The sequence below is a fragment of the Sphingomonas sp. MMS12-HWE2-04 genome (assembly GCF_044881185.1).
Classification (GTDB): domain Bacteria; phylum Pseudomonadota; class Alphaproteobacteria; order Sphingomonadales; family Sphingomonadaceae; genus Sphingomonas.
Map to the genome: position 1 here is coordinate 3325441 of NZ_CP173254.1, position 17851 is coordinate 3343291.

Below are 17851 nucleotides of genomic sequence, written 5' to 3' on the forward strand. Positions count from 1 at the left end.
GCACATGCAGCTATGGATGGCCGCAAGTCGCTCCATAACAAGGCTGTTTCATGCGTTTTCGGATCCTCCAGCCTAGGCGCTGCAATCGCTGATGCCGGCTGATACTGCAGTACTCGAAGCGCAGGCCGCAGCGCCCCGCTCTCCGCTTGCCGCGATTGCCGCCCTGCCCAATTGGGCGATCCTGCTTACCGCAGCGATCCTGGTCCGCGCGCTGACCTTCGGCAACCCTGTCGTCCATGTCGATGAGGAGTTCTACTTCGCGACGGCGCGGATGATGCTCGACGGCGCGCTGCCGTTCGTCGACGTATGGGACCGCAAGCCGATCGGGCTGTTCCTGCTCTATCTGCCTGCCGCCGCCGCCGGCGTGCCCGCGGGCATCTGGGTCTATCAGGCGATGGCGCTGACGAGCGTCGTGCTCACTGCGCTGCTGATCCTGCGCCTTGCCAAGAAGGCCGGCTGGGAACGCGGCGGGCTTACCGCGGCGCTGCTCTACATCTTCATGATCAATTTCGGCGACGGCCAGGGCGGCCAGGCGCCGGTGTTCTACAACCTCGTCACGGCCTTCGCGATCGGGCTGGTGCTGCCCTGCACGACCGATGCCGACAGCCAGCGGCGGCGCCGCGCCAAGGCCGTCGCAGCGATGGGGCTGATCGGCATCGCGTTGCAGATCAAATATTCCGTGCTGTTCGAAGGCATGTTCCTCGGCCTGTGGCTGCTCTGGCGCGAGCGACGGCTGGGCGTGCAAGCCGCCGAGATTGTCGGCTTTGGCGGGATTCTGATAGCCGCCGCGATGGTGCCGACGGTGCTTGCCTGGGGCGTCTATGCCGCGATGGGGCATAGCGATGCCTGGCTCTACGCCAATTTCGGCTCGATCTTCATGCGCCAAAGCGATCCCGCCGACGTGCTGCTGCGCGCCTTCCTCAAGGTCGCGCTGATGCTCGGGCCGCTGCTCATCGTCAGCGGCCTGTCGCGCCATGTGCCGGTCAACGATGAATCCGAACATCCGGTGCGCGCGCTGCTGTTCGGCTGGCTGATCGCATCGGTGATCGGGCTGCTGGTGTTCGGATCGTGGTTCAACCATTATGCCCTGCCGGTGATGCTGCCGGCCGCTTTGTGCTGCGCGGGCTATCTGGGCGGAAGTCGGATCGGGCGGGTGTGGCTGACCCCGCTGATGTTGGCCGCGGCGGGGTTCGGCGGCGAATATACCGCGTGGAGCGCGATGTGGCATCGCGGCAATGCCCAGCAGCTCGATCAGCTTGCCGACGCGATCGGGCATGGCCCGGGCTGCATGTATGTCTATTCGGGCAATGCGATCCTCTACAGCTATACCGGGCGCTGCACGCTGACGCCCTGGGTGTTCCCCAGCCATTTGTCGCGCGAGCGCGAGAATGGCGCGCTGGGCGTCGATCAGCTCGAGGAGATCAACCGGATCTTCGCCAAGCGACCCGAGATCGTGGTGATGCGCCCGACCTATTTCGGCGAGCGGATGGCGGCGCACCGACTGACCATCCACCGGCTGGCCGAGGGCGGCTACACGCTGCGCGGCCGCTATCCGCTGGGCGATATCTGGATCGCAGTCTACGCCGCGCCGGCGAGCGAGGCGCGGGTGTCGCGGCGCTCGGCGAGCAAGCCTTCGTAATAGGACATCAGCTCGACCGTATGGTCGGCATCGCTGCGCACCTTGCCTGCCGCGACGCGCGCGGCGGCGCGCAATATCGGCTGGTCGCGGGCGAACAGCCGGCGAATCGCGTCCGCCGCGGATAGCGCATCGCGCGCACGATAAGTTTCGGCGAACAGCGGATCGGCGATCTCGGCGAAGCCGCCTTCGTCCGGCCCGATCAACGGCAGGCCCGATGCGAGTGCTTCGGATGCGACCAAACCGAACGGTTCCGCGTCCGAACCGTGCACCAGCGCATCGCAGCTCGCCATGATCCGCGAGAGCCGGACGCGGTCATAGACAGGGCGAAAGATGCGAATGTGCGGACTATCCGCGATGCGCTGCTCTAGCTGGCGGCGCTGCGGGCCGTCACCGAGCAGTATGAGCCCCACCGGAATGTCGGTCGCCGCAGCTTCGACGGCGTCGATCACCAGCGGCCAGCGCTTTTCCTTGTGGTGACGCCCCATGCCGAGCAGCAACATCCCCTCGGGCGGCAGGCCAAGCTGGTCGAGCAGCGCCACGCGGAGCTTCTCGTCGCGAAGATCGGGCGAGAACCAGCGCCGCTCGATTCCCAGCGGCATCGACGCATCGACGTGCATGCCGCGGCGGCGGAAGCGCTTGGCCAGCGCCGGACCGTTGGTGACGAACGCGTCGTAATGCCCGAGGAAGCGGTTCATGTAGCGCGTGTACCAGGCGAAGGCATTCTCGACCTGGATCGGCGTAGCCACATTGTCCAGCCAGCGCTGTGGATAGGCGCCGATCTGGTCGCCATGCGCAAAGAACACCTTGAGCGAATCGCCCTTCCAATTGGCGACAGTCCAGGCGGGCAGCCAGGGCGAGCTGCACTCGACGATGTCGGGTTGAAGCTCATCGAGCAGCTTCCACACCGGCTCGTCCTTGACGAAGATGCAGTAATTGCGATCGAGCACCAGCGCCGGCGACTCGACCCAGAGGATGCGACCACCGCCGGGCCGGTCCTCGACGCCGTCCTCCAGCGCCGGTGCGATCACGGTCAGCTCATGGCCCATATCGGCCATGATCCCGATCTTGCGATCGATATAGGTGCGCACCCCGCCGCCGGTCGGCGAATAGAATTCGTTGACGTCGACGATGCGCATGACGGCTTCCTCAGTCGAGCGGGCCGAACCCGCCGAGACCCTTGAGATATTGCGCACGCACGGTGATCGTACCACCCCCGACCGGCACGTTCACCAGCGCCTGGCGGACCTTGGGCCGACTGCGGCCCAGCCGCTGGTTGCTGGGGAAGCCCGCGCCGTCCTGCCAGAAGTTGAACTTGTTCTTGCCGTCGCGATCGTGCGTGAACAGCACCGCCCACTGCCCGGCGCTCGGCGCGCGGATGCACAGGGTCACCGGCCCTGCGCCAGGGGTCTGCGCCCAGATGCGCCGGAAGGGCTTGCCTTCCTTCTTGAGGTCGCGGTCGTCCTTGAGGAAGTCGGCCTCATTGGCCGGGTAGAGTTCGAGCTTGAGCCGGCCGCTGCGGTCCTTGAGGCCCTCGACCTTCACATAGAGCCGGGCGCCGCCCGGGACGGCGCACGATCCGTCGACGGGATCCTGCGCCTGGGCAGCGGACGGGGCGAACGCCGCGAACGACAACAAAAGAGCGGCGGCAGCGCGGATCATTGCTTATTCCTCGTGATCAGTGCGTGAATGCTGAAGCCCCCGATCAGCGTCACATGGGCAAGAAGGGTGAGCGCGGCGATCAGCGCCATCAGCTCCGAAAGCGACTGGCCCTGACCAATCACCACGCCGGAAATCGCCGCGAAGGCGAGCTCCTTGTTGGGCACGAGCGGCAGGCGCCATACCAACAGGCGGCCCGCCGCCATCAGCAGCCACACCGCAACCGACACCTGCGGCATGGCGAAATGCCAGGCCAGCGAGATGAGCAGCGAGCCGGTGAGGATGCGCGCGCAGTGCACGCCGAAAATCCACCACAGGCTGGCGCGCGGCAGCGAGAAGACGCGCTTCGAGAAGATCATGAAGGGAAGCGAGGTAGCGATCAGGATGCCGATCGAGCCCAGCACCCAATTCTGCTGATCATGGCTGAGCAGCCCCATACCAAAGGGCAAAGCGAGCAGCACCATCGTCAGCGTGACGGCATTGCCGGCGATCGCCGACAGGATCGTCACGTCCTTCACGGCGCCGAACGGGGCAGCGACCATCTGGGTGCGCTGGCGTGCCCAGGCGTAGAAATAGGCCTCACCCGAATAGCCGACCAGCACTTCGTTCGAGATGCGCTTCTTGTGGAGCGCCGCCATGCCGGCGAGCGGGATCTGCCAGAGCCGGCGGAAAATGACATAGTCGAAGCTCGGCGGGCCGAGATAATAGAGCACGAAGACGATGTAGAAGAGCGGATTGGCCGGCAGCGCGCGTGACAGCCCGGCCAGGCCCGAATCGAACAACTCACGCCCCAGCGCGACGATCATCAGCAGGGTGAGACCACCGCCGAGGATCATCGGCCAGCGCCGCTTGATCTTCTCGACCGGCTCGAGCCCCGCAAGATCGGGGCAGCCGCCAACGGGGCTTCGATCGCGCTCGTATTCACCGAAGCCTCCGGGACAGGACCATTCACAGTTTCAATTCCGCTGCAGACAAGACGCACGCTTCTAATCGTTTCCGCGCCTTGCCATGCCCCCCAGACTCAGCCGCGATGGCCAATTGGCAGCAGATTGCGGTTTATTGCGGGGGCGATTTGGGCTTAAGCGTGGCGATCCGCAAGATATGATGTTGCACCGCCCTTCCTCCGAAAGTGCCCGGCACATCCTCACCTACGCCCAGACGATGCGCGGCGGCGGGGTCGAACGCGCGATGCTGCGCATGGCAAAAGGATGGCTGCACGCGGGGCGCCGCGTGACGCTGGTGCTGGGTTCGGACGAAGGCCCGCTCGCCGCCGAGATCCCGCACGAGATCGATCTGATCCATCTCGGCGACGCGCGCCACAAGGCGTTGTTCGGCTTGCCGCGAATCGTGCGCGCGCAGGCGCCGGACCTGATTTTCTGCCCCGGCAATCATTATAGCGGGATTGCCGCGCTCACCCGGCTGCGGCTTGGCCACGGCTGTCCGCCGATCGTCGCCAAGGTGTCGAACGCGCTGGTCCGGCCCGAAATGCGCCGCGGCGCGATGTGGCGTTATCGCCGCTGGCTGCGGCTGCATCCGCTATTTCTCGACCAGCTTGTCGCGATGACTCCGGCGATGGCGGCCGAAGCGGTGGCGGAAATGCGGATGCCGCCCGAGCGCGTGCACGTCATCCCCAATCCGCCGGCAGAGCCGATCGCGGACGCCGTGCCGCTGACGCTGCCGAGCGGGCGCTACATCGCCGGCGTCGGCCGGCTCGAGCCGCAAAAGCGCTGGGACCGGCTGATTGCGGCACTCCCGCGGCTCGCCGATCGTGACGTCGCGCTGTTGATCGTGGGCGAAGGCAGCGCGCGGGCAGCGCTCGAAGCGCAAATCGCCAAGCTGGGTCTACGGGATCGCGTCACAATGCCGGGCCATGCGGGCGATCCGCTGCCTGCGCTTGCCGGGGCGCGGGTGGCGGCGTTGACGTCGGACTTCGAAGGCGTGCCGGGCGTGCTGCGCGAGGCGCTCTCGATGGGGACCCCGGTGGTTTCGACCGAATTGAGCGTCGCGGTGCGCGAGATCGTCGCCGCGCCCGAACTCGGCACCGTCGTGGCGCGGGACGATTCGGATGCGCTGGTCGCGGCGCTCGATCATTGGCTCGCGCCCGGAAGACCGCGCCCGGCCCCGGTGGTGGCGCGCGGGGACTCGATCGCCGCCTATCTTGACCTGTTCGATTCGACGGTTGCTCAGCGCAGCCGGTAACGCAGCCCCGCCCAGAGCGTGCGCGGTGTTGCCCGCTCGATCACCCCGGGGCCGCTGATCGTCGCCTCGACACGGGCATCGGCAAGGTTCTCGGCGCGAAATTCGGCGTCTAGTCCGCCGAACAGCGGCACCGCGAGCGACGCATCGAGCGTGAAAGCGTCGGCCAGGGTGCGGCTGTTCTGATCGTCCTCGAACTGCGGGCCGATATAGCGGCCGGTGACCGAAACGCCGTAGTTGCCGCGCGCCCAGGCGAGCGTGGCGGAGGCCTGATTGGTCGCAGTCTGCGCCGGGCGGAGACCGTCGAGCGCCGTCGCCAACCCCGAGCCGTGGACCCGCGCGTCGACATAGGCATAGGATGCAGCGAGGCTCAGTTCGCCCCGCGTCCAGCGGCCATCGAACTCAATGCCGCGCGCTTCGACTGCATCGAGATTCTGGCGCTGGCGATAGACGCCCGCGGCCGAGACGACGCCGACATAGGGGAAGGTGCCCGGCCCGTTGGCGACGGTGACGTTGGCGATCGCGTGGTCGAGGCGGTTCCAATAGCCCGTGACTCGAAGGGTGAGCGTGGAAGCGGCGTGCCAGTCCGCACCGATTTCGGCGCCGGACAGCGTTTCGGGATCGAGCGCCGCATTGGGGGCAGTGGCATCGGCGCCGGCGCGGAACGGGCGGTAGAGTTCGTTGAGCGTCGGCAACCGCCAACCCCGATACGCTGCCGCGCGCAGCGTCAACTCGCCGAGATCATAGGCGGCGCCGGCACGGCCGGTCGCCTGCCAGCCGGACCGATCGGCGAAGGCGAGGGTGGTGAGCGCCGCGCCACCGGCGAGGGCGCGCTCGACGAGCGACCCACCGCGGATTGTCCAATGATCGAGCCTGCCGCTGAGATCGAGCGTCAGCGGGCCCGATTCGAAACTGGCATCGGCAAAGCCACCACCGGTCAGGCTCTCGCCGCCGGCGACGCGGCGCCGGGTCGGCGCGCCGGCGACATAGGTGTAAAGCTCCTCCGTCTTGCCCGAAACGCGGCGAACGTCAGCGCCCAGGCGCAGCGTGACGCCGCCGCCGATCGGCGGAGCGATCTCGAGGCGGCCGCCGATGCCGGTGGCGGGGACATTAACCTGGTCGAGCGTCGGCGTGACGATGGTGCGCGCATCGTTGACGCTGGCAAAGCCACTGCCGAATTGGCGGGTCTGGAGATAGGCGAGCGCCGACCAGGCCCAGCCGCCGCGCTTGACGAGGCGAAGGCTGGCATCGGCGCCGTCACTCTTCACCTGGGTGAAGTCGACGCCGCGGTCGCGCCGGTCGCTGAATGCCGAGACATTGGCCTGGAGTTCGGCACCACCGCCGATATCGGCGACACCGCGCAACGCGACGCTCGCCTGCTCATAGGGCGCCGGCCGGTCGACGGGGCCGCGATCCCCTGCGACAATCGGAATAAAGCCGTCGCCCCGGCCATATTGCGCCGCGACCGTCGCGAAGCCGCTGCCGAGATCGACGGCGCCGACCGCGCTGGCATCGACGCTGTCCCGGCTGCCATAGGCGGCGCGGAGCGCAAGCGGCGCAAGATCGTGCGGCGAGCCGCTCGTCATCTCGATCGTGCCGGCGAGCGCGCCGGGCCCGGCATAGCCGCTGCCGCCGCCGCGCGTGATCCGCACCGAGGACAGGCGATCGGGCATATAGGCCGGAAACGCCACCCAGCCGCCGAACGGATCGGCCTGGGGTACGCCGTCGAGCAGCAGCAGCGCGCGGCTGGAGGCATTGCCGCCGAGCCCACGCAACGTGACGCCCTGGCTGGTGGGATGCGCCGAACGCGAATCGGAGCGGCGGAACTGGGCAAGGCCGGCGGCATCGCGCAGCACGTCGTCGAGCCGATTGCTGGCCACGCCCGACAGGCGTGCCCGGTCGATCGTGACGACATCGTACGCCGCTTCCCCCGGCGGCACGTCGAGCCCGCGGCCGGTGACGACGATCGTCTCGGGGTCGTCGACGGCTTCCTGGGCGGCGGCGGGAAATGCGAACAGCAGGCCGGCGGCCAGGGGAAGGATTTCACTGCGGGGCTACTCGATCGGGATGGGCCGCCGCGAACGCCGCGACTGCCTGGGCGGCAGCATCGGCGGCGACGAGCTTGGGATAGGCATCGAGCGGCAGGTTGAAGCGCCGCGCGTTGAACATCTGGGGGACGAGAAAGACATCGGCGATGTCCGGCGTCGCGCCGCCGAGGAACTGGCCCTCGCCTGCCATCGCTTCGAGCGCGGCGAAGCCTTCGGCGATCCAGTGGCGCGTCCAGGCGTCGCGCGCCTCGTCTTCGGCGCCGAGTTCGTGCTTGAGATAGCGCATCACGCGCAGATTGTTGAGCGGATGGATGTCGGCGCCGATCACCAGCGCGCGGGCGAGCGCGGCGGCACGAAGCTGCGGATCGGCCGGGATGAGCCGCGGCTCGGGATGGCGCGCGTCGAGCCAGTCGATGATCGCAAGACTCTGGGTGAGAACCTGCCCCTCGATTTCGAGCGCCGGGACGAAGCCCTGCGGATTGCGCGCGAGATGCTCGGGCGAGCGCTGTTCGTCCTTAAGCAGCATCACATCGCGCCGCGCATAGGCGACGCCCTTGAGATTGAGCGCGATCCGCACCCGATAGGCGGCAGACGAACGGAAATAATCGTAGAGCAGCATCTCGCCCCCTTGCCTCGCGCTCAACCTAGCTGGCTGCGGGCGGTTCCACGGCAATCGCGGCGGGATCGACCGCGTGGCTATGTCCCATCCGCCAGCCAAAGCGGCGATGGCCATGGTTGTTGCCGTCGACGGCCTTGGCAGCGCGTTCGGCCTCGCTTTCGAGCGCGACCTTGATCATCGCGACCATCGGATCGGCGAGTGCCAAGCCCATCACGCCGAACAGCGTGCTCGCCAGGATCTGCGCCGACAGGGTGAGCGCCGGCGGCAAATCGACGGTGCGCTTGGCCACGATCGGGATGAGGACATAGCCGTCAAAGGTCTGGACGGCGAAATAGATGATGATCGCGGCGAAGCCCTGGTCGGTGCCAGCGCTGAACCCGACAGACACCATCAAAACGCCGCTAATGAACGCGCCGATATTGGGAATGAAGGCGAGCATGCCGGTGATGATCCCGAGCAGCAGCGCCATCGGCACGCCAACGGCCCACAGCAGCAACCAGGTGAGCACGCCTTCGAAGACCATGCCGAGCAGCCGCCCGGCGAGCAGCACCCGCAGCATCCGCGCCATGCGCGCGATCGTCACCGAAAAATCGTCGCGCGCGGCAACCGGGACCATCCACTGCAGCCCGCGCTCATAGATTCGCGGATCGAGCGCCACGAACAGTCCGATCGAGACGATCATCAGCAGGCTCGCCCCGGCACCGAGCACCGTGCCGACCGCCGAGGTCAGCCGGCCGACCGAGCCCAGCGCCTGCTGCGCCATGCCGGTGAGGTCGGCACGTCCCGGCATCAGCCCCATGCTCGAAATCCAACCGGCGACTCGATTGCCCTGGACCTCAAGCGTCGCGCGCAATTGCTCGGCCTGTGCGGCGATCTCGACACCGGTAAGGTAGAAGACCCCACCGATAAAGCTGATCGCGAGCAGCACCACGATCAGGATGCGCAGGCCGCGCGGGATCGGCAGCACCCGTCCAAGCAGCCGCGCGCCGCCATCGAGCATCGCGGCGAAGACAAGACCGGCGAAGATGATCAGCAGCGGCTGGATCAGCAGCACGATCAGCGCCACGCCGATCGCGAGCCCGAACCATACCGAGGCGCGCTTCAGCTCCGCACGCATCAACGGGTCGCGCATCTCGTTGGGCCCGGGTTCGCGGACGACGTGGATGCCTTCGCTCGCGGCGGTATCTGCGGTCATTTGTCGTCCTTGCTCGGATGGAGCGACGTGCCGGCACGTCTTGGCCGGAACGAGCGCGGCCAGGTCAGCGGGTTGAGCGTCGCGCTGCCGTCGAGCGAGAAGGTCACGAATTCGGCGCGGCCCCCGATATTCTCCCAGGGGACAGGTCCGCCCAGGCCGTTCTCGGCGGTCGAATAGCGGCTGTCGGCGCTATTGTCGCGATTGTCGCCCATCAGGAACACGCGATCCCTGGGCACCCGGACTTCGGGGAAATTGTCGCCGGGGCTCCAGCCCAGATCGACGGTGTCGTACGATCGGCCACCGGGCAGCGTCTCGCGATAGATCGGCAGGCGGCACCAGCCCTTGCCACTGGCATCGCGGACCAGGCGGCCGTCATAATGGCGGTCGTCGCAGCGCGTATTGGCGTCGATCGCAATGTCGCGCTCGCCCATATAGCGGCGCGGCACTGCGACGTCGTTGAGATAGACCACGCCGCCGCGCACGGCGATGCGATCGCCCGGCAGGCCGATCACGCGCTTGATATAGTCGGTCTCGGCGCCCGGCGGGGTGACGATCACCACGTCGCCGCGCGCCGGCAGCCGGCCGAACAGCCGGCCCTTGATGAAGGGCAGCAAGTGGAAGGTCGGCGTGACGAAGCTGTAGCCATAGGGATATTTGGTCACGACCAGCCGATCGCCGACGAGCAGCCCCGGCAGCATCAATTCGGAGGGAATGTAAAAGGGCTTGGCGACGAAACTGTGGAAGCCGAGCACCGCGAGCACGAGCCACAGGATGCCGCGCGCCTCGGCCCACCAATCGGTGGCGGCGAAGCTGCGCTTCTCGTCGAGATCCTGCTGCGTCAACGTCAACTCATCCGCGGCCATCAATCGTCCTTCCCGACCGCCACGGCCTCGATCATCACCATAGCGAATGCCCAGGGATGATCGTCGGTCAACGTCAGATGTACCTTTGCGACGTGGCCATCGGGAGTGATGGCGTCAAGCCTCGCCTTGGCGCCACCGGTGAGTGCCAGAGTCGGCGCCCCCGAAGGCGCGTTGACGACACCTATGTCCTTGAGAAACACGCCTTGCTTGAACCCGGTTCCCACCGCCTTCGAATAAGCTTCCTTCGCGGCGAACCGCTTGGCGAGCGTCGCGGCGCGCGTGTGCGGGCGGCGATCGGCCTTCTTGATCTCAAGCTCGGTGAAGGCGCGCTGCTCGAAGCGGGCGCCGAAGCGGTCCAACGAATTCTGGATCCGCTCGATATTGCAGAGGTCGGAGCCGAGGCCGAGGATCATCAGATGTTTGCCCACAACAAGAAAAGGCAAAGCAGCAGCAGCGGCAAGGGCGTGACGGCGATACCCACTTTCACCCAGCCTCGACGGATCAGCAGAAAACCAGTCGCGACTATGGCCAGACTCGCCACGGCGGGGAGGCCCAACCATAGCCAACCGGCTTGTGCCCATCGCTCGGGTGAAAGCGGGCCGCTCAGCGCATCTATCAGGACTAGAATGAATCCACCCGTGCCGATCACAGCGGCACTTTCAGCAACGACCACGGTCAACAGCCACCGCGGGTAGCGAGGCGCAGTGGAGACCATCAACGCGCGCTATCCATCAGCGCACGCATCCGTTGCACCACCGGAGCAAGGCCGTCGAAGATCGCCTCGCCGATGAGGAAATGGCCGATGTTGAGCTCGGCGACCTGCGGAATGGCGGCGATCGGCACGACGTTGTCGAACGTAAGGCCATGACCGGCATGCGGCTCGAGCCCGGCCTTGGCGGCGAGCGCTGCCGCGTCGGCAATGCGCTTGAGCTCGGCTTCGCGCGCATCCTCGGCAAGCTCGCAATAGCGGCCGGTGTGCAGCTCGACCACCGGCGCGCCCAGACGTAGCGCGGCATCGATCTGGCGAGCATCGGGCTCGATGAACAGCGACACGCGGCACCCGGCGTCGACCAGCTGAGCGACCATCGGCGCAAGATGGTTGTGCTGGCCCGCAGCGTCGAGCCCGCCCTCGGTGGTGCGCTCCTCGCGCTTTTCCGGGACGATGCACACCGCATGGGGACGGTGGCGCAGCGCGATCGCGAGCATCTCTTCGGTCGCCGCCATTTCGAGATTGAGCGGGATGGTCAGCTCCGTCGAGAGCCGGGCAATGTCGTCGTCGGTGATGTGGCGGCGATCTTCGCGCAGGTGCGCGGTGATACCGTCCGCGCCGGCCTGCGCGGCGAGCAATGCGGCGCGGACCGGATCGGGATAACCCGAGCCGCGTGCGTTGCGGACCGTCGCGACGTGATCGATATTGACCCCGAGGCGAAGCTTGCCGCTCATGCCGTCACGCGGCTCCCGGGCTTGATCGCCGGGATCGCAGCGAGTTCGGGCGGGAGCTGGTCGGCGGGATAGGCGGGAACGTCCATCTGCACGAGCGAGACCAGCGGCACGCCGATATCGGCCTTGCCGTTCGAGCGATCGACGATGCAGGCCGCGCCGACCAGCTCGCCGGGATGCTGACGGATCGCGGCGATGCACTCGCGCGAGCTTAGCCCGGTGGTGACGATGTCTTCGACCATCACGACGCGGGCGCCGGCGGGGATCTCGAAGCTGCGGCGCAGCTGGAATTCGCCGTCCTCACGCTCGACGAACACAGCCTTGCAGCCAAGAGCTCGCGCGGTTTCATAGCCCGGGATGATCCCGCCGATCGCCGGCGAGACGACGATATCGACCTGGCCGAAAGTCTCGCGGATCAGCGCGCCCAGTGCGCCGCACACCCGCGCGGTGCGCACCGGGTCCTCGAAAATCCGCATCTTCTGCAGGAAGATCGGCGAGCGAAGTCCGGAGGACAGGATGAAATGTCCCTCGAGCAGCGCGCCTGCGTCGCGGAACTCGTCCAGAACCTGATCACCGGTCAATTGTCGCTGCTCCTGCTGTGGGGATCGGCGAGAACCCTTAGGACTGCCGCCCAGCCGCCGCAACACGCGCGCGAAAAAGGTTGAGCTTGGCCTTGGGCGTCGTATACGCCGCAATGGAGGGGTTTCCTGACCTCCCATACGGCGCCTTTCGTAAAACAGGGTAGAAACAGACGATGCGCATGCTTGGGTTGACTTCGATTGTCCTGGCAGCCGGGCTGGCGTTCGCCTCCCCAAGTCAGGCGCAGAACAGTACGGCTCCTGCACCGGCGGCACCCGCCGCGGTAGAGGCGCCGGCCGCCGCAGCGACTCCCGCAGTCGCCGATCCCACACTAGACGCAGCGGGCAAGCCGCTGCTGCACGCCGATGCCTCGATCGGTCAGCCGAAGCCCGATGCCTGGTATCTCCAGGACCAGGTGACGCCGACGGGCCGCGAGGCGCACTGGTTCCACAACACGATCCTGGTGCCGCTGATCACGGTGATCTCGGTGTTCGTGCTGATCCTGCTGATCTATGTGATGATCCGCTTCCGGCGCGCCGCCAACCCGACGCCGTCGCGCACCAGCCACAATACCTTCATCGAAGTGGTCTGGACGCTGGCGCCGGTGCTGATCCTGATCGCGATCGCCGTGCCGTCGATCCGGCTGCTCGCCGCGCAGTTCAAGCCCGCACCCAAGGAAGCCGTGACCCTGAAGGCGATCGGCAACCAGTGGTTCTGGAGCTATGAATATCCCGATCATGGCGGGATCCAGCTGACTGCGAACCTGCTCAAGGAAAGCGATGATCCCACGCTGGCCAAGGGCGCGCGCTATCGCACCAATGCGGACGGTCCGCGCCTGCTGGCGACCGACACCCGCGTCGTGCTGCCCTATGGCGTGCCGATCCGCCTGATCACCACTGCGCAGGACGTGATCCACAGTTGGGCGGTCCCCGCCTTCTGGATCAAGCTCGACGCCGTGCCGGGCAAGCTCAACGAGACGAGCTTCATCATCGAGAAGCCCGGCCTCTATTTCGGCCAATGCTCCGAGCTGTGCGGCGCGCGCCATGCGTACATGCCGATCGCCGTCGAGGCGGTGAGCCCCGCCGTGTTCGCGCAATGGGTCGCGTCTAAGGGCGGCAAGATGCCGGGGGCGAATGCCGCGCCGGCAACTGCCACCGCGCCGGGCAACGACGCCGTCGACGACACGGCGAACGTGACCGCCGAAGACGGTGCGCCGACCATCAACGCGACTGCCGCGCCTGCGGTGACCAACAAGCCGGCAACGCAGAATCCTGCGGGCCTCGGACAGACGGGCAACTGAGACCATGACCGACACCGCGCTCCCTTATGCCGCGCACGATCATCATCATGCGCATGACCATCACGATGCGGACCACAAGCCGGGCTTCTTCGCCCGCTGGTTCATGTCGACGAACCACAAGGATATCGGCACGCTCTATCTGATCTTCGCGATCTTCGCGGGGATCATCGGTGGCGGGATCTCGGGCCTGATGCGTGCCGAGCTGATGCATCCCGGCATCCAGTTTCTGCCGACCTGGCTTGGCATGCTCCACGGCGGCACGCACAGTCTCGACGACGCGCTGCACTTCTGGAACGTGCTGATAACGGCGCACGGCCTGATCATGGTGTTCTTCATGGTCATGCCGGCGATGATTGGCGGCTTCGGCAACTGGTTCGTGCCCATCATGATCGGCGCGCCGGACATGGCGTTCCCGCGGATGAACAACATCTCGTTCTGGCTGCTGATCCCGGCGTTCACGCTGCTCCTCGCCTCGCCGTTCGTCGGCATCGGCGCCGGCACCGGCTGGACGGTCTATGCCCCGCTCTCGACCTTTGGCGAGCCGGGACCGTCGGTCGACATGGCGATCCTGTCGCTCCATCTTGCCGGCGCCAGCTCGATCCTGGGCGCGATCAACTTCATCACCACCATCTTCAACATGCGTGCGCCGGGCATGACGCTGCACAAGATGCCGCTGTTCGTATGGTCGGTGCTGATCACTGCCTTCCTGCTGCTGCTCGCGCTGCCGGTGCTCGCCGCGGCGATCACCATGCTGCTCACCGACCGCAATTTCGGCACCGCGTTCTACGACGCGCAGGGCGGCGGCGACCCGATCCTGTACCAGCATCTGTTCTGGTTCTTCGGCCATCCCGAGGTCTACATCATGATCCTGCCGGGCTTCGGCATGGTCAGCCAGATCATCGCGACGTTCAGCCGCAAGCCCGTGTTCGGCTATCTCGGCATGGCCTATGCCATGGTCGCGATCGGCGTGGTCGGCTTCGTCGTCTGGGCGCACCACATGTTCACCACCGGCCTCAGCGTATCGGTGAAGATGTACTTCACCGCCGCGACGATGATCATCGCGGTGCCGACCGGCGTGAAGATCTTCTCGTGGATCGCCACGATGTGGGGCGGATCGATCAGCTTCAAGACCCCGATGGTCTGGGCGATCGGCTTCATCTTCATGTTCACCGTCGGCGGCGTGACCGGCGTCGTCCTCGCCAATGGCGGCGTCGACGATTACATGCAGGACACCTATTACGTCGTCGCCCATTTTCACTACGTCCTCTCGCTGGGTGCGGTGTTCGGGCTGTTCGCGGGCTTCTATTACTGGTTCCCGAAAATGTCGGGGCGGATGTACAACGAGCTGCTCGGCCAGCTGCACTTCTGGGTGTTCTTCATCGGCGTGAACGTGATGTTCTTCCCGATGCACTTCCTCGGCCTCCAGGGCATGCCGCGGCGCTACCCGGACTATCCGGACGCCTATGCCCATTGGAACCAGATCGCGACGATCGGCTACATGATCATGGCCGCGGGCATGGCGATCTTCTTCGTCAACATCATCTGGTCGCTGTTCGCCGGCCGCAAGGCGGGGGACAATCCCTGGGGCGAAGGCGCGACGACGCTGGAATGGACGCTGACCAGCCCGCCGCCGTTCCACCAGTTCGAGACGCTGCCGGTGATCGACGAGGGTCACCACTAAGGCTCGACCAACCCAAGCAACACGGCGCCCCGGGGAAACCTCGGGGCGCTTTGCTTTGGGGCTCAGAAGATCCGCGGTCGGCGGCGAGGCGGCGGTTGCTGCTCGGCGGGGTCGCGGCGGAGAATCCATTCGTGATTCTCGACGATATAGGCGCGCACCGGGTGCCCCTGGCCGTCGCGCGAGGGGCGATAGCGGAAGCGCTTCTCAATCAGCTGGCACGTGGTCTGATCGAGCACGCGGCTGCCGCTCAATTCGGTGACGACGCAGTCGCGCACCCGGCCGTCGATATCGACGAGGTAGCGGACGCCGACGCTGCCGCCGACACCGGCATCGGCCGCGGCATCGGGATAGTCCGAATCGCGCAGGTCGCCGCGGACCCAGCGCGGCGGAGTCTCGTCGCCGCCTCCGCCGCCATCGCCGTCGCCCGCATCGCCGCTGCCGCGGCCATTGCCGATGCCGCCCGCACCGGTTCCCGGACCCGGCACTTGCGCGCTGCCCGCACGCGGCGCGGCACCGATCCCGGCAATGGGGGCAGCCGCGATCGGCGGCGGCGTGGGCGCCGGCAGCGGCGCGACGATCTCGGTCGGCTCGGCGCGCAGCGCGGGCGGCGCGGCCTCGCCCTCGCGGCGCGGGCTCTTGCGGTGCTGCTCGGCGACGCGACGCTTTTCGGGCACCGGCGGTGGGGGCAGAGTCACGTCGAAGGCGCTCAGCGCCGGCGCCTCGGACCGGACAAAGCGCTCGACCAGCCCGCTCGCCAGCAGAACGCCGAGCACGCCGGTAAGCGCCGCTGCGAGCAGCACGGCGCCGCCGCGTTCGCGCGGGCTAGAGGCGACATAGGTCATGCCGAAACAACGCCGGAGAGGGCGAGCCGGTGCCCCTTTCGCCTGCCCGCCGGGGCGCCTATAGCGCTGAGCCTGACCATGACGACCGCAATAGCCACCCCGCTCCCCGCCGACTGGCGCGACTTCCTGGCGCTGACCAAGCCGCGGGTGATGACGCTCGTCGTGTTCACCGGGCTGTGCGGGATGCTCGCCGCGCCGGCGCACATCCACCCCGTCCTCGGTTTCACTGCCATCCTGTGCATCGCGCTCGGCGCCGGTGCCGCCGGCGCGCTCAACCAATGGTATGAGGCCGATCTCGACGCCAAGATGCGCCGCACCGCCGGGCGCCCACTGCCGGCCGGGCGGATGGACCGCCAATCGGCGCTGCACTTCGGCGTGGGCCTGGCCTGTTTCAGCCTGACGCTGATGTATTTCGCGGTGAACCTCGCCGCGACGGTGATCCTCGCCGCCTCGATCCTGTTCTACGTCTTCGTCTACACGATCTGGCTCAAGCGCCGGACGCCGCAGAACATCGTCATCGGCGGGGCTGCGGGCGCCTTCCCGCCGATGATCGGCTGGGCCGCTGCGACCGGGGACCTGACGACGCTCCCCATCCTCCTCTTCCTCATCATCTTCCTGTGGACGCCGCCGCACTTTTGGGCGCTCGCGCTGTTCGTGAAGACCGATTACGCCAATGCCGGGGTGCCGATGCTCCCGGTCGTCTCGGGCGAGGCCACGACGCGGACCCAGATCGGCATCTACACGCTGCCGATGGCCGCGGCGGCGATCGCGCCCTGGCCGCTGGGCCTTGCCGGCGCGATCTACGGCGCGGCGGCGGTGGTGCTCACCGGCATTTTCCTCGCCTTTGTCGCCCAGGTGACCTTCCGCCGATCGGTGCCCGACGATTCGATGGCGCCCGAGAAGCGGCTGTTCAAATATTCGATCCTCTATCTCTTCCTTCTCTTCGGGGCGCTGGTCGCCGACAGGTGGTTCGCATGACGCAGCGTGAAGACGATCTGATTCGCGGTCGCGCGTCGGTGACGCCCCCCGGGCCGATCGACCACACCGAAATGGTGCGTGCCCGCCAGCGCAGCCGCGCACGCGTGATGGCACTGCTGCTCGGCAGCTTCGTCGTGCTGATCTTCGCGATCTCGATCGTGAAGATCGCGCAGGGATATGGCCCGTGACCCGCAATTTGCGCGTCGCGCTGCTGGCGGCGGTGGGCGTGTGCACGATGACCGGGGTCGGCTTTGCGGCGGTGCCGCTCTACCGGATGTTTTGCGAGGCGACCGGGCTCAACGGCACAACTCAGCGCGGGCTGCGCGCGCCCGGATCGGTGGGGCAGAAGATCACGATCGCGTTCGACAGCAATGTCAGCCCCAAGCTGCCATGGAAATTCGAGCCGGAGCGGCGCGAGGACGTGATCGACATCGGCGGACGCGACATGGCGTTCTTCACGGCGACCAACACCTCGAATCACGCGACCATCGGCACCGCGACGTTCAACGTGACGCCTTCGAGCGCGGGGAAATACTTCACCAAGATCCAGTGTTTCTGCTTCACCCAGCAGACGCTGGCGCCCGGCGAGACCGTGCGCATGCCGGTAATCTTCTATGTCGATCCCAAGATCCTCGACGATGCCGATGCGCGCGACGTCCAGGAGATCACGCTGTCCTATACTTTCTACCCCGCGGACAGCGCGCCGGCCGCGCGCTGAGTTGCGGCTCGGTTGACAGTGTTGACACGATCCGCGGGTTGCCGGGACCTCGCCTGACTCCGTCATCGCCGCCGTCCGACCCGAAAAGCGCGGAAAT

The 17851-nt window shown here is 66.9% G+C and carries 19 protein-coding genes; 7 read left to right on the forward strand and 12 right to left on the reverse strand.

All coding sequences use genetic code 11. The features are described from left to right. Nucleotides 1-91: 91 nt before the first annotated feature. Entirely contained in the window at nucleotides 92-1639 is a 1548-nt protein-coding gene (locus tag AB2M62_RS15560; RefSeq protein ID WP_404335219.1) for a hypothetical protein, read from the forward strand. Here the strand turns inward: AB2M62_RS15560 and AB2M62_RS15565 are convergent. Genes AB2M62_RS15565 through AB2M62_RS15575 form a run of 3 tightly spaced genes read right to left on the reverse strand, consistent with a single transcriptional unit; the run spans nucleotide 1579 to nucleotide 4131 of the window. Next, nucleotides 1579-2775, reverse strand: a complete 1197-nt coding sequence (locus tag AB2M62_RS15565; protein WP_404335221.1) for a glycosyltransferase — start codon at nucleotides 2773-2775, stop codon at nucleotides 1579-1581. The two genes, AB2M62_RS15560 and AB2M62_RS15565, sit on opposite strands and share 61 nt — an antisense overlap. Nucleotides 2776-2785: 10 nt before the next feature. Next, complete coding sequence (locus AB2M62_RS15570; protein ID WP_404335223.1) at nucleotides 2786-3298, reverse strand: DUF2141 domain-containing protein; 513 nt, start codon at nucleotides 3296-3298, stop codon at nucleotides 2786-2788. Beyond that, entirely contained in the window at nucleotides 3295-4131 is an 837-nt protein-coding gene (locus AB2M62_RS15575; protein ID WP_404335225.1) for a hypothetical protein, read from the reverse strand. The genes AB2M62_RS15570 and AB2M62_RS15575 overlap by 4 nt, the downstream gene beginning before the upstream one ends. A 271-nt stretch (nucleotides 4132-4402) precedes the next feature. On the opposite strand from AB2M62_RS15575, the gene AB2M62_RS15580 reads away from it, so the two are divergent. Further along, nucleotides 4403-5494, forward strand: coding sequence for a glycosyltransferase (locus AB2M62_RS15580; RefSeq protein WP_404335226.1), 1092 nt, complete (start codon nucleotides 4403-4405; stop codon nucleotides 5492-5494). Here the strand turns inward: AB2M62_RS15580 and AB2M62_RS15585 are convergent. From AB2M62_RS15585 to pyrE, 8 genes are read right to left on the reverse strand one after another with little or no spacing between them, the layout of a single operon-like run. Next, nucleotides 5479-7524, reverse strand: coding sequence for a TonB-dependent receptor (locus tag AB2M62_RS15585; protein ID WP_404339972.1), 2046 nt, complete (start codon nucleotides 7522-7524; stop codon nucleotides 5479-5481). The genes AB2M62_RS15580 and AB2M62_RS15585 overlap by 16 nt on opposite strands. A 10-nt stretch (nucleotides 7525-7534) precedes the next feature. Further along, the gene (gene maiA, locus AB2M62_RS15590) at nucleotides 7535-8158 is read right to left on the reverse strand and encodes a maleylacetoacetate isomerase (protein WP_404335228.1); all 624 of its coding nucleotides are present in this window, start codon (nucleotides 8156-8158) and stop codon (nucleotides 7535-7537) included. 25 nt (nucleotides 8159-8183) lie between these two features. Continuing rightward, entirely contained in the window at nucleotides 8184-9353 is a 1170-nt protein-coding gene (locus AB2M62_RS15595; RefSeq protein ID WP_404335230.1) for an AI-2E family transporter, read from the reverse strand. After that, a complete protein-coding gene (lepB, locus tag AB2M62_RS15600) occupies nucleotides 9350-10216 on the reverse strand; it encodes a signal peptidase I (RefSeq protein WP_404335232.1) in 867 nt (288 codons plus the stop codon). Before lepB ends, AB2M62_RS15595 begins: the two co-directional genes overlap by 4 nt. Continuing rightward, nucleotides 10216-10629, reverse strand: coding sequence for a holo-ACP synthase (gene acpS, locus AB2M62_RS15605; RefSeq protein ID WP_404335234.1), 414 nt, complete (start codon nucleotides 10627-10629; stop codon nucleotides 10216-10218). Before acpS ends, lepB begins: the two co-directional genes overlap by 1 nt. Beyond that, nucleotides 10629-10934, reverse strand: coding sequence for a hypothetical protein (locus AB2M62_RS15610; RefSeq protein ID WP_404335236.1), 306 nt, complete (start codon nucleotides 10932-10934; stop codon nucleotides 10629-10631). The genes acpS and AB2M62_RS15610 overlap by 1 nt, the downstream gene beginning before the upstream one ends. Beyond that, the gene (locus tag AB2M62_RS15615; protein WP_404335238.1) at nucleotides 10931-11659 is read right to left on the reverse strand and encodes a pyridoxine 5'-phosphate synthase; all 729 of its coding nucleotides are present in this window, start codon (nucleotides 11657-11659) and stop codon (nucleotides 10931-10933) included. Before AB2M62_RS15615 ends, AB2M62_RS15610 begins: the two co-directional genes overlap by 4 nt. Beyond that, on the reverse strand, nucleotides 11656-12237 hold the full coding sequence (gene pyrE, locus AB2M62_RS15620; protein WP_404335240.1) for an orotate phosphoribosyltransferase: 582 nt from the start codon (nucleotides 12235-12237) through the stop codon (nucleotides 11656-11658). Before pyrE ends, AB2M62_RS15615 begins: the two co-directional genes overlap by 4 nt. Nucleotides 12238-12410: 173 nt before the next feature. On the opposite strand from pyrE, the gene coxB reads away from it, so the two are divergent. Continuing rightward, nucleotides 12411-13535: a cytochrome c oxidase subunit II gene (coxB, locus tag AB2M62_RS15625; RefSeq protein ID WP_404335242.1), complete on the forward strand. Its 1125-nt coding sequence runs from the start codon at nucleotides 12411-12413 to the stop codon at nucleotides 13533-13535. A 4-nt stretch (nucleotides 13536-13539) separates the two neighbouring features. Continuing rightward, entirely contained in the window at nucleotides 13540-15216 is a 1677-nt protein-coding gene (ctaD, locus tag AB2M62_RS15630) for a cytochrome c oxidase subunit I (RefSeq protein WP_404335244.1), read from the forward strand. A 62-nt stretch (nucleotides 15217-15278) separates the two neighbouring features. On the opposite strand, the gene AB2M62_RS15635 is transcribed toward ctaD, so the two are convergent. Then, the gene (locus AB2M62_RS15635; RefSeq protein ID WP_404335246.1) at nucleotides 15279-16058 is read right to left on the reverse strand and encodes an energy transducer TonB; all 780 of its coding nucleotides are present in this window, start codon (nucleotides 16056-16058) and stop codon (nucleotides 15279-15281) included. Between the two features lie 78 nt (nucleotides 16059-16136). Here AB2M62_RS15635 and AB2M62_RS15640 point away from each other — a divergent pair, with 78 nt between their 5' ends. The 3 genes from AB2M62_RS15640 to AB2M62_RS15650 are packed head-to-tail and all read left to right on the forward strand — an operon-like array spanning nucleotide 16137 to nucleotide 17754. Further along, nucleotides 16137-17036 carry a heme o synthase gene (locus AB2M62_RS15640; protein WP_404335248.1) on the forward strand — a complete coding sequence of 300 codons (900 nt, stop codon included), beginning with the start codon at nucleotides 16137-16139 and terminating at the stop codon, nucleotides 17034-17036. Further along, entirely contained in the window at nucleotides 17033-17224 is a 192-nt protein-coding gene (locus AB2M62_RS15645; protein ID WP_404335250.1) for a hypothetical protein, read from the forward strand. The genes AB2M62_RS15640 and AB2M62_RS15645 overlap by 4 nt, the downstream gene beginning before the upstream one ends. A gap of 47 nt (nucleotides 17225-17271) precedes the next feature. After that, complete coding sequence (locus tag AB2M62_RS15650) at nucleotides 17272-17754, forward strand: cytochrome c oxidase assembly protein (RefSeq protein WP_404339974.1); 483 nt, start codon at nucleotides 17272-17274, stop codon at nucleotides 17752-17754. The last annotated feature ends 97 nt before the right edge of the window (nucleotides 17755-17851 follow it).

Coding starts and splice junctions, on each gene's coding strand:
- AB2M62_RS15560 (WP_404335219.1), top strand. CDS start 92: ATGCCGGCTGATACTGCAGTACTCGAAGCGCAGGCCGCAGCGCCCCGC.
- AB2M62_RS15565 (WP_404335221.1), bottom strand. CDS start 2,775: ATGCGCATCGTCGACGTCAACGAATTCTATTCGCCGACCGGCGGCGGG.
- AB2M62_RS15570 (WP_404335223.1), bottom strand. CDS start 3,298: ATGATCCGCGCTGCCGCCGCTCTTTTGTTGTCGTTCGCGGCGTTCGCC.
- AB2M62_RS15575 (WP_404335225.1), bottom strand. CDS start 4,131: ATGATCCTCGGCGGTGGTCTCACCCTGCTGATGATCGTCGCGCTGGGG.
- maiA (WP_404335228.1), bottom strand. CDS start 8,158: ATGCTGCTCTACGATTATTTCCGTTCGTCTGCCGCCTATCGGGTGCGG.
- AB2M62_RS15595 (WP_404335230.1), bottom strand. CDS start 9,353: ATGACCGCAGATACCGCCGCGAGCGAAGGCATCCACGTCGTCCGCGAA.
- lepB (WP_404335232.1), bottom strand. CDS start 10,216: ATGGCCGCGGATGAGTTGACGTTGACGCAGCAGGATCTCGACGAGAAG.
- acpS (WP_404335234.1), bottom strand. CDS start 10,629: ATGATCCTCGGCCTCGGCTCCGACCTCTGCAATATCGAGCGGATCCAG.
- AB2M62_RS15615 (WP_404335238.1), bottom strand. CDS start 11,659: ATGAGCGGCAAGCTTCGCCTCGGGGTCAATATCGATCACGTCGCGACG.
- coxB (WP_404335242.1), top strand. CDS start 12,411: ATGCGCATGCTTGGGTTGACTTCGATTGTCCTGGCAGCCGGGCTGGCG.
- ctaD (WP_404335244.1), top strand. CDS start 13,540: ATGACCGACACCGCGCTCCCTTATGCCGCGCACGATCATCATCATGCG.
- AB2M62_RS15635 (WP_404335246.1), bottom strand. CDS start 16,058: ATGACCTATGTCGCCTCTAGCCCGCGCGAACGCGGCGGCGCCGTGCTG.
- AB2M62_RS15640 (WP_404335248.1), top strand. CDS start 16,137: ATGACGACCGCAATAGCCACCCCGCTCCCCGCCGACTGGCGCGACTTC.
- AB2M62_RS15645 (WP_404335250.1), top strand. CDS start 17,033: ATGACGCAGCGTGAAGACGATCTGATTCGCGGTCGCGCGTCGGTGACG.
- AB2M62_RS15650 (WP_404339974.1), top strand. CDS start 17,272: ATGACCGGGGTCGGCTTTGCGGCGGTGCCGCTCTACCGGATGTTTTGC.